We start from the raw sequence: 11784 nt of genomic DNA, 5'->3' as shown, positions 1-11784 counted from the left end.
TGTTTGGTTAACCTCACCTATATATATATTAGACACTTAAGAGAACTTTGATAAAAGCCTTATGTAGATTATATGTACAGATATAATACTTCACATGTAGCATATATTCACATATATTTTGATTCATGAAAGTTAGTATATTTAACAGTATTTACCATAAAGTACATAATTAACATTTTCTCCGTGTATCCTTTATACATCCTGTAACCAGGATATACAGAGAAAAAATAATTATCAAACTGAAATGAATAAAAACATTTAATATTTTATTATTACATTTAGTATTTTCCTTTCTTTTAATTAATTCTTATCAATACATATCGCAATTGAATAGATAAAAATAATGCCTCTTATTACAACTATTAATTTAAATAAGATGAAATTGATATTCGATGCACTGAAAGTTATTACAAATTACATAATATAAAGCAAGTTATTGATTTATTTTGAAAATTGACAAAACAAGGAATGTGCACGATAGTGATATTTACCATTTACATATCTGTGAGACACTGATGAGACAACAATATCAGATGGAAACTATTCCCTCACCTTTCATAATTTACATACTTATACAAAAATTACTTAACAAAGGTATCTTTTATGTATAAAGCCATGTGCCTAAAAGATAGTTTTTGGTATTTGTGTGACTCTGAAACGATGTTGCCTCCACTATTATCATTGCGCTACTGTGAATCACATTTACATAGCAAAGCATTAAATACACAACGTTCTGAATTACAAGCAGTACAATTCTTTTATGAATTTTGGCTTGATAAGTTTGGTATGACTTTGGATTATTTCCTTTATAAATCAGAATTTCAGGATATTGAAATATTAATCAATGAACTTGACTCGTTCTGGGATTATTTAGTTGCTGGTAGACAATTAAATTTATACATTATGACCACAAAACTAAATACTGACAAAAAAAAGCTTGTGACTTACTCTAAGCGTTCATTGGCTGTTGTGCGCTTTATTAACTTCTTAATTAACACCTATGTGGATAGCAGATACACCACCCTGTCTAAAACTGAAATATTGCAGCAACGAAAGTTGCTAGAAATGAAACTCGAATTACCTGTTAAGAGTTTCCAAAAGTGGGTAAAAGATAGCAGTTCAAAAAATAATGAACTTCGTAGCCTAAGTGCTAACCAGTATACGGATTTTGTAAAGGTCATTCGACCAAGTACAACAAAAGTGCCAAACCTACTTAACCCGCACATCAGTCAGTCAATCCAAATTCGCAATTACATCATGTGGCTGCTGATGTTTAACTATGGACTTCGCGTGGGTGAAATACAGTTATTACAAAAGGCATCCTTTAAGCCATACATGACTGATAAAACTAAGTACCTGATGATGGTGCAAAATCTCGAAGATGAAAACGATACTCGCAGTCAAAAACCTTCTATAAAAACAACTGACAGTACGAGAGGTATTGATATTACTGCTGCGCATTACAATTTGATTTTTGGTGTTTATTACAACAAGTTGCGACCATCAGAAGAACTATGTGGGCATGATTTTATTTTTGCATCATCTAAAAAACCTTACCAACCTCTATCCTATCGCGGCATATTAAATGAGTTTGAGCGAAGCGCCCAAAGCTTTAAAGAGAATTTCCCAGAGCACTTCAATACTCAATATGGAGACGCAATAACTGCGAACATTACTCCTCACTGGTTGCGCCACACATGGGCATTTAGCACGTTGGCATTAATCTATGATCAAACAAAAGATAAATACATTAAAACTCAGATAGTTAAGGTCGATGGAATAATGATTGATAGCATCGAGCAATTGCGTGTGCTGGGTGGTTGGGCACTGAAATCCAGAATGCCACAGCATTATGCTAAGCGATTCATTCAAGACCAAGCGAACATGTCACTATTAAGTATATTTAACAACACGTTAGACGAAAATCTATTTGATGAGGATATTGAATTTTGAGTAATTTAAATAAAAAACTCATTGGTAGTCCATCAGCCTTATCCTTAAGTGCTGAGCAAATTCAAAACATCAAAGGATTGAAGCTACCTAATCGTTTGGTTTTGCCAACAAATTCAGACTTTGACACGCAAACAATCGACCCGTCCCTAGATGTGTGGGAGTTTAAATATGGTGGCAATAAAGTTAAATTGGACATGGTTTGCCAGAATGAAAGTCTGACAAAGTTATTAAAGTACATATGTTTTCTTGATGTTACATCTAAGGCAGCACCTACAACTAGAAATAACTTTGCTCGCATAAAAAAATTCATAGTCAGTTTGAATTTAAGCAGTGATGCTTATTTTAAAAAATTAGAAGCTCTTGCTAGATCCGAAATAGATGCAACCCCAGAAGCATATTACGAATTAAAGCGACTTTGCAGACATTTATTTCGCATGAATATGCCTCAATTTGGTATTCTTGATTATGAAAAATTGGAAGATATTCCAAGACCAGCATCTCGTGATTCTTTTCAGATTTATCAAGATCTTGAGAACTCATTCCCTTCGCACCTAAAACGTTTGATTAGCAAGGGCTTAGTCGAGCACTCAACAAAAGAGGGATTGGCAGCCCTGACGAATGATGAGCTTCTTTGTCTTGTAGTTCTTGGCTCCGCCTACGCGACTGGGATGAGACCTATTCAATTCGACAGACTGCGTGGTTCCAATATAAGGCGTGAGGCTGCAAACCCTAGAACGAATTTGACTCGTTATAGCATAATGGTTCCGCTTGCCAAGCAGCGTAAGGTTAAAGTCGAGGGTGTTAAAGTTGCTATTCCTGATTCCGTTGGATTCTTGATCGAGGAATACATGAAAAGACTCAACCTTACTCATGAAGATCAGTTGTTTACAACGGGAACAATCCAGCTTGGTGCGGATTTAAATACATATTTAAATCGAGCGTTGCTATTTCTTCAATCGGATGAAACTAAGTTGGCTATCGCTAATGAGGAGGTGAACCCGCCACGTTATGTACTGACAGATTTCCGTCACAATGTTGGGCATTCAATGGCTATGGGCGGCTCTAGTGCAGAAGAAATTGCATATGTTCTAGGTCACTCTTCCACCGTTGTTGCTAGTCATTACATCACGGCAACTCCCGAATTAGCAATGGTTCAACACAAATCTCTCGGCTCCAACCCTGTATGGATAAATATGGTTGGTTTAATGATGACTGGATATGCAGCAGATGAGGAAAAATGGACTGGGTATACAGTTTCAGGGATGCTGAAAGGTAAACTATTCATAAAAATTGGTGGTTGTTCTCGCAAACAAAAGAAATGTCACCTGAGTAAAGTACGCAGTTGTTATGGATGTTTTTATTTTCGCCCTTTTAAAAACCTAGAGCCACATAAAGAGGTTCATAAAACCTTCACCGAGGAACTCTTTGATTTAATCGATGTAGCAAACAAATCTGGTGACGAAAATAGCCCAATGATCCGCACCGCCACAGACGCAAAACACGAAGTTCAATTGGTTATAAATCGTCTTGAAGGAGGCTTTTGATGAAGGAAGTTTATGAAAACTTAACCCTATTCATTGCTGAACAAAAAAGCTATTTCGAGACCGTGTTAGCACCGACTGAAAACAATCTAAAGTGGGGAGATACTTGGGCTTATAAGGCGGAAAAAAAGGGGTTTCTTGTAGGTAGAAGCAACAATACAATCAATTTCAAAGAAATTAATACTACTCGCGCTAAAGCTTTATTTAAAGATGATGAGAGTTACAGACATCTTTTTGTCGAGGGTAGTAAAACAATTACAATTGATCCTCTGTATGCTGATTTTGCTCAGGCTTATGCAGTTTATATAATAAGGAGAAGCAGCTTACAGAAAGACAATAAAGGTAATGCTGTCAATAAAATACCAAGCGCAGCTAAACTGCTTGCACCTTTGCTGCTTTTAAAGCGTCTTTATTTGCGTATGCTAGTGTCTGGAATAGAACCTTCACCTTGCAACATATCCTCAGAAACTCTGAGTGATGTTAGCGAATTACTCGCTACATTTCGCAAAGCCACAGGATTAGCGGATGATCAGACGTATTTGGTTGGCATTGCCCAAGTGCTACGCAAAACGCAAATAACCTATGCGGAACCAGAATTTCAGGTGACAGCTAAGCGTACACAACGAACAAGTACAAAAAAGGTAAAATCGACAGAATTTGCCGAGGGACTTGGTGATGAAGAAAGTGAGAAGCTAGTTGAGATCCAAGACTTCCTGAATGTTATTACATTGCGCAATCTTGTTCAAAAAGACAGTGAAAAAATAATGTTAAACATGACATTGCTGTTATTTATTACTGGGTGGCGCTTCGAGGAATTAGCTGGTATCACCATTGATGCGCTAAAACGCCTAGAAGTAGAAGATGAGAAAGTTAGTAATTTACTCAAAAAGCGTGGTTTGCATCCCTACTATTTAGGCATTGTTTATCAAGGCAAAAAAGGCGCAGGAATGCGTACTCATTGGGTTGAGCCTCTTGCTATTGATTTAGTTGAATTCATTTTCGAGGATACAATAAAGTTAACTCAATCGATTAGAAATCAAGTCGTTATTCATCGTGCCAATAACTTCGAGTCATTGCTACCTTCAGAACTAGCCCCTAAAGATTCAAACGTTGTTAGTCTAAAAGAACCCGAAATCGACTTAGACGCTGTGGTGGAACACATTTATGAATCCACCTCAGATAGCATCAGAGGTCGCCGTGACTTACATAGGAATGCTAAAGAAAAGCTGAAAAAAGACGGTTTTTTACCGCATCGTGAGGTGGTACATCACAAACAACGTATCGATTTCTACTATACGCTCAAGCAAATTGATGCCTTTTTAAAGAAAATTATCAGTGACTCTAGTGAGCTTTCCCCTGATATGATTTTCCGTGTAAGAGATTCAAGAAATGGCTATAGCTATGACGTTCCATACGAAAAGATCTTATTTATTACGCATGTTGGTACTACAGCATTGAGTCGCTCTGGAATGCTCAAGCCATTGGCAACGCCAATAAGCTTTAGGCACTTCTCTGGATACCTTGGTATGACAACAAACATGTCGATTTTTAAGCGTTATAACTTAAAAACAAATAATGGTGAGTTTACCAAACTAAACACCCACATGCCCCGACATAACAAAAATACATTTTTGGCAATCGCAGGTGTTTCCGAGCATTTACAGGCGATGATAATGGGTCGTGCTGACATTACACAAAACGAAAAATATCAGCACCTTGCCATTCAAGAAAAATCATTAGCCACGGACATGGTCTCCTATAGTAAAAGTAATGCTGGCACTGGTCTTCCGCCCAGCCCAACAGGCGTTGATCAAGTAAAAGCCACTGGTGTTGTGGGTGTAAATCCCGATCTTCAACTCGAAAATGCACTGGCGCAAAACACACATACATTCACAACAGAACGTGATAGAACCTCGTTCATCACTGATGCCATAGATGATATCGATATGGATATCTTCGAGGAATTTTCTGACGAACTTGCTGAATTTAAGGATCAAAGTGAGAAGAAAGATATTATTCGAGCACACTCCGATTTGGCTCCACTACCTCTTGGTAGCTGTATGCGTAAAATTAGCATAATTGAGTGTCCATTCAACATAATGTGCCAAGACGGTTCGCCATGTCCCTATCACACCCTAACAGGTCGTGCTGACGAAGCTGGTAAAGTGGAGTTTTTGCTCAAAAACATTGAATCTGAAATCGGGAAAATCAACTTCTTGGTATTGCAAGAAGCCATAGAACCCAATGAGGCTGATGAACTTCTAGAGGTTTTAAACGTTCGGAAGGCCAACGTTAAAATGTTAAGCGACCAAAGTAACTCCTTTGAAACTAAAAAGATACCAGTAAACTTATTGGAATATGATGCGAAACAAAAGCCTACTAGATTGGCAACACTGTTTGCTATAGAGCATCGAATGATTGAAACAGTCCAAAAGAGTTAACGAAACTGGCTTACCTAATTAAAAACGAGATGTTGGGGATAAGTAGTTTTTCCAACCTATTACAACACAGTAGAAAGAAGGTATTCAAATGTCTCTCCGTGGTAATGATTTAGATAATGCAATTGAAAAAGAGCTGATTTCAATGGTTGCAGAAGGTTTTGATCGTAGCCCAATAACACCAAAAAATGTCCATACTAGACTTATAAGCAAAGGTATTATAGCTGGAAAGTTAAGTACCCTCTCCACGTCAAATCGAAAAGAGTTAATTAATACATATAAAGGAAAACAAATTGAGGATGTTGGTGGAACATATGCAGCGAGCTTGCATAAAGGGTCAACACAAAATAAAGCTGTAATTATTGCCAAAAATGCCGAACTAACTGACCAAGTTAAGCTAGCTCAAGAGCAATTGGCTCAAAATACAAAAGTAATGATAGATATCGTAAAGTCTCTTAAAAACTCAGGTACTGTTGCAAACATTGAACGCCACCTTAGTCCATATTTAATTCGCGAATTAAATGCGGATAAATAAGTTATGTAGATCTTAATATTTAAATGGAAACAGTCCACTTAAGGATATCGATATTACACAGAGAAACTTAATTATAATTTTATTAAGAGACGTAGTCCCTTTACATGTATCAACAAAGCTAGATATCCTAATCCTTCTATCAGAAGATTGATATCTAGCAAACACTATCCATACTGTTAACAATCAACATTGTTACTGACCAAATCCATAAAGTATTTGGCTAACCCATTTCGAAATTCACGCGTTGAATTAACTGAGTTTTTAAATAAACGGCCATTAGAGTCCAATCCCATGACGTCACAATTATGCCAATGTGTAGCTTTCTTACTGTAATCAAGCTCACCCAAAATTAAGCCCGATCGTTTAAGTTCCTCAATAGAAGCGCCACCAATGACTAACTGATAAACAACCAAGGACAAAGCTTGCCAAATTTGAGCCGACAAACGAAAACCTGTTCGCGTAACCTTGTTGTCTTGATTTAACGGCATTAGCCATGCACGAATAAAAGCTTCAATGTACTTAATATAACCACTGTCAAGGACTTCTGAGACCCTTTGCCCTGAAGCCAAGGTAACATCTTTAGACATTATACTTGTTTCCTGCGCTTGTGCTCCAGCAACAGAGCCGATAATAAACTTAAACATAATGTATTCTGTTGTTAAATAGCTCTCAGATACTTTAACATGCTTAGATTTTGTCGATACACCACCGTACTTTGCAAAATTTAAATCCTTTGCCAACCGGTCGATGACTGGTTTCAATGGGAATGTATTATCTGGTTTAGTAAACTGAGTTAAATGTAAACCTGAATGTTGGCGATTATATTTAAAGAACATATCTCTAACCTGCTCTCCATTAATACCATTTTCATCATCGAAAATAATCGTCAACATTACTTCATCTTTAGCTAACATTTGTCGGTAAATACTATTTTTTTTAATTTCAGATGAGCTGAGTCTTGATGAAAAAAGAGGTGTTTTAATTCCTAGAGTTTTAAGTATTGCTATTAAAAGTAAAACATTACCAACAACAAATGTAGATGTGCGCTCATACTCTAGACATCCAAGCTCACCTTTAACACTAAGTGTCGGCTTATTTTCAAGAACCACTGTTAATGACAGTGGTGCTCCCACCCCTCCATTTAGAAGCTCTTTTTGAATGTCTTCTTGGATTTCACTAACTTTTTTTTGGTTAGTCTTATTTTTTGCCGCGTCGTAAAAAACTTCTAGATCAGGGTATACGCGAGTAACGGACAAGTAATTTTCAAGCTCTATTGCCGGTAAATAAGTAACTAAACTCTTTACAGTTTTTCCAGCACGGGAAGCTAACCGGCCATTTAAATGAAACTTGGTCAAACTTACTCTCTCATCTCAATAGATATTTTCTCTAGTAGTCTAAATCAAAAAAAATGCTTGATCAGACATATAGGTCTGATCAAATATATACACGAAATTCACGTGACTGTTTAGCACTAAAATAAACTTGCTCTCTCAATTTAATCAACAATTTTGGACACTCAAATGAATGGCAATGATGAGCACAACTACAACGATGGCATCAGTAATAACCCGCTAGAAATATCAGTCGTTGATAGTTTGGTTAAGCGATACGAAGAGAAAAAGAGCACGAGTTATCTAGCTAGCTCTCAAGAGCTTGCTGATGCTTCAGATGAATATATATCAGCCCAACAGATGCATGATATTTTTAATGAAAAATCAAAATATTACAGCAGCATTAAGATAGTTAAAACAACTCTAAAACATGTTGAAGTTTACATTAACCCTCGACTTGCTCTTCAAATGCTTGATTTATCACAGCGCGGGGCCGTGAATAAGAAGAACAAAAACCGGAAACTTAGTCGAACAAAAGTAAACAAATATGTGGAAGCTATAAAAAATGGCAAATGGTGTTTAACCGGAGAACCCATCATTATTTCTGCTGATGGTGAAATCCTTAATGGGCATCATCGATTACAGGCTTGTATTGAGGCTGGAGTTGGATTTATCGCAACTATCACATATGGTGTTACGGATGATCTGTCTTTCGCCCATATTGATGTAGGTAATATCCGCTCAAGAGCGCAAGTCTTAGAAATGGCTGGAGTAAAAGTTAGCGCTCCTATACTCTCTCGTGTCGCGATGCTAGCGAAGGCTTTTGAGATGACAAAAAACCCATACGATTTTCGTGGCACTCAAGGAACTTCATTTCAGCCTGCAGAAATTTTAGATTATGTTGAAGATCACGAAGAATTAGCAATATCCGTTGATTTTGTTTCAAAAATAGTAAAACGTCACAAACGGGAGAGTCAGGTATCTGAACCAATCTACGCTTTTGCACACTACTTGATAACACAGAAACTCAAGCATCATACTTTTAATAAACTAGAGATAACACCAGAGGTTTACTTGACAAGGGTAATATCCTCTCTCGGTCTAGAGTCTGAAGATGATATAGAATATAAAGTTAGAAATTATCTTCAATCATTAGTTCATGAGTCCACATCGTACTCTCTACTATGTAAATTATCGGCTATATTCAAGGGTTGGAATTTACATTTAGACATTCCTGTTTCAGGCAATAAAGTGAGCGTAAAACGCGTAGCACTCTTTAAAAAAGATTCGGATGGTAACAAGATACCCCTACCGTCAGCAGGAAATATCAATGAGGCATTCACAATTCCTTGTATCCCTAAAGGACCAACACCAAAACGCATTCTTAAGCAGAGTAATGCTCAGATAAAAAGATCATAAACCTAAAATGAAAAAGGCAAGACATCTAACCTTGCCTTTCAATTACAAACTTATTTTTTAGAACAGTAGAAATAAACGACGATTTATACCAAATTCCGTCCTTTAGGATATTTCTCTCATAGAATACATGCAAACTTCTAGATTTCTAAACTCTAGGAAAAAATATAAAATTTTGTAACTTTATTTGTTAAGCATCTATGGTGACATAAAGAACATAGATTTTCATATATAATATTGAAAACGTAATTATAAACTATAAATCATAAAGCAAATTAGCTTTACTCAAAATTGTTGAGTACACGAACAGGCATAATCTACACGACACATTCTCTAATCTATTATGTGCTTGTCTATAACTGGAAGATTGGAAGTTTTCGCATCTTTGATCTTACGACAGGAGCATTTACGCCGTACTTCTTAGTAATAGAGTCAACAAGATGGAAAAACCATTCGGGAGCATCATATGCAACACGAACTTCTCGTATTAACGTATTCAAGTTTATTTTAACAGTGGTTCCTCGATCATCTTCAGGGCGAGTTGAGAGTAACTTCGCTGAAGGTTTATAAGCCATTAGACGCACTTCATTCTCGAACGCATAAAAGTCTGACTTATGCATTAAAGGAGCTAATCCATGGTATTCCTTAAAAGGCTCATCATCATGTGAAATATAATAGACACGTGAAAGAACAAGATTATATTCAGAAGAACTTTTCACGGCCTTTTCCATGTGCGCTACATCAGTGACCACACAAACTGAATTTGTGGATCCACCATATATTTTCCACATTGCCATACTTTCAGATTTGTTAGCATGCCAACAGCTAACGTCGACCCAATGTCGATGTTGCTGAAATACCGTTTCATACTCAACTTCATCGTGCTTAAAAGATCCAAAAACCGTATTGTATGTATGATTTTCATATTCATCCTTTAGCTTTTTTATCTGAGTATTTCGCTCCTCTACTTCTTCAGGTGTTGGTGTATTAGCCAATGGCATAGTGTAAAGAATCTGGCTGAGAAGATTAACCATCCCATTAGTAACCATTATGTAGCTTGGTGTTAAACCTCCTTCGAGTTCATCTTCAAAACATGATACTCGAGTAAGAAATAAGCTACTGGTATCTAGCATATCTACGTACTTTGCAAATTCGATATATCTTTGCAGTTCAGTATTACTTTCTAACTTCCCAACAATCTCCATAAAACTCCTTTGATTTGCTTATACCATAATAAATATGAGTGACTAGATCTACGCCATTAAGCTATTTGGCAAGTTAACTTTAACTGAGACTGCAAAGCATTTTAAATTATACCTAGACAATTTGACCTTTTTAAAATCATATATATGATAAATTATCAAGATGAAAGTAATTACGCCATACACATGAAGATGGCAAGGTACGCTATAGATGTAGTGAGATATAATAATATATCTTCTAGAGTTCTCGGTAAGGCAAAGAGAACTACACATAGAAAAAGCTATTCGAATTAAAGTTAGAAATATAATCTAATTTTTCGAATGCTTACTTAGAAGAAAGTATTGATTTTATTATTTAATAGTGACAAAGAAAAACATCGTGATAAATACAATCATTATAAATAAATGTAAACAATTACTACTATGTTTTTTTTGAAGCGGAGTCAACAACGAATCTTTAGACAAGTTATTCCACTCTTTTATAATTGAACTAGCTTGTAAAGAAAGTTCATTATCAGTTATTAGACCAGCGTTTATCATAATTTCTAGTGCTTCAATATCTCTAGCTAAATTAGCGTATCGGGCACCTGATGAGCGATGTATTTCCGCTCTTTCGCCAAACCTTGCCTGGCTTACGATACCTGATATAACCGCAGCAACACATCCAATAAATGCCACTACGTGTTGTTGCTTGATCCCTAAAACGAGAGTCTTTGTTTCATCATAAGATATAAATGAGAAAGCTGTTACAAATACAGTAGAGTATATGAGTACATAGCCGAGTATCTGAGATACTTCATATAGTCTCTCTGCCCTCTTGTAATGTCCATTACGCGCATCTCGACATCGGTTGAGCCACGAGTGTAATACACAAATGAACTCACGAGTCTTAAGTTCATTACCGTTTATAGTTATTTCGTTCATTCAGACTTCAGTATTACCATATTGATTTTTGACTATATATTTAGACAATAATACTCTGATATCATATAAAAACCATTGTTAGGTTAACAAATTCTCAATCAATAATACTCAGGTGTGCCAATAACAAGCAAATCGCTCGAAAATCAAACAGTGAGGAGGAAAAATAACACTATTTAAATTAGACATTTTATCAAGAAACTTAATAATACAGTTTCAAAAAATATTATCTCAACCTTAAAAATCTAATTTTGATATTACACATCAAATACTTAGGCTATTCTTTGTTGGGATAAAGAATTTTTTCAGGTCTAATACATTTCTTCAAATTTTCATTAACACTCTCTTTTAATTCCGTGAATGTAAAAATCAACTCATTATAACTGCAGTTTGTGTTAACTAATGTTACCGTAATGTAAATTATAAAATGCATATATTACAAGCCTT

General features: G+C 36.0%; 8 protein-coding genes. 5 read left to right on the top strand and 3 right to left on the bottom strand.

Features of this window, described 5'->3' with window-relative positions; translation table 11 throughout:
• Positions 1 to 603: 603 nt before the first annotated feature.
• The 4 genes from BTO08_RS19280 (at position 604) to BTO08_RS19265 (ending at position 6467) form a co-directional block, all read left to right on the top strand.
• Complete coding sequence (locus BTO08_RS19280) at positions 604 to 1953, top strand: tyrosine-type recombinase/integrase (protein WP_105062206.1); 1350 nt, start codon at positions 604 to 606, stop codon at positions 1951 to 1953.
• A complete protein-coding gene (locus BTO08_RS19275; RefSeq protein ID WP_105062205.1) occupies positions 1950 to 3497 on the top strand; it encodes a site-specific integrase in 1548 nt (515 codons plus the stop codon). Before BTO08_RS19280 ends, BTO08_RS19275 begins: the two co-directional genes overlap by 4 nt.
• The gene (locus BTO08_RS19270; protein WP_105062204.1) at positions 3497 to 5935 is read left to right on the top strand and encodes a hypothetical protein; all 2439 of its coding nucleotides are present in this window, start codon (positions 3497 to 3499) and stop codon (positions 5933 to 5935) included. The genes BTO08_RS19275 and BTO08_RS19270 overlap by 1 nt, the downstream gene beginning before the upstream one ends.
• Before the next feature lie 88 nt (positions 5936 to 6023).
• Positions 6024 to 6467, top strand: a complete 444-nt coding sequence (locus tag BTO08_RS19265; RefSeq protein ID WP_105062203.1) for a hypothetical protein — start codon at positions 6024 to 6026, stop codon at positions 6465 to 6467.
• Positions 6468 to 6643: 176 nt separating this feature from the next.
• On the opposite strand, the gene BTO08_RS19260 is transcribed toward BTO08_RS19265, so the two are convergent.
• Positions 6644 to 7822: a hypothetical protein gene (locus BTO08_RS19260; protein ID WP_105062202.1), complete on the bottom strand. Its 1179-nt coding sequence runs from the start codon at positions 7820 to 7822 to the stop codon at positions 6644 to 6646.
• A 165-nt stretch (positions 7823 to 7987) separates the two neighbouring features.
• Here BTO08_RS19260 and BTO08_RS19255 point away from each other — a divergent pair, with 165 nt between their 5' ends.
• Positions 7988 to 9217 carry a ParB N-terminal domain-containing protein gene (locus tag BTO08_RS19255; RefSeq protein WP_105062201.1) on the top strand — a complete coding sequence of 410 codons (1230 nt, stop codon included), beginning with the start codon at positions 7988 to 7990 and terminating at the stop codon, positions 9215 to 9217.
• A gap of 350 nt (positions 9218 to 9567) precedes the next feature.
• Here the strand turns inward: BTO08_RS19255 and BTO08_RS19250 are convergent, their stop codons facing one another.
• Together BTO08_RS19250 and BTO08_RS19245 are read right to left on the bottom strand one after the other, a co-directional pair.
• On the bottom strand, positions 9568 to 10347 hold the full coding sequence (locus BTO08_RS19250) for a DUF2971 domain-containing protein (RefSeq protein ID WP_146108449.1): 780 nt from the start codon (positions 10345 to 10347) through the stop codon (positions 9568 to 9570).
• A 420-nt stretch (positions 10348 to 10767) separates the two neighbouring features.
• Positions 10768 to 11340, bottom strand: a complete 573-nt coding sequence (locus BTO08_RS19245; RefSeq protein WP_105062199.1) for an SLATT domain-containing protein — start codon at positions 11338 to 11340, stop codon at positions 10768 to 10770.
• Positions 11341 to 11784: the final 444 nt, after the last annotated feature.

The organism is Photobacterium angustum (assembly GCF_002954615.1).
Lineage (GTDB): Bacteria > Pseudomonadota > Gammaproteobacteria > Enterobacterales > Vibrionaceae > Photobacterium > Photobacterium angustum_A.
This window is presented reverse-complemented; position numbering and strand designations above follow the sequence as displayed.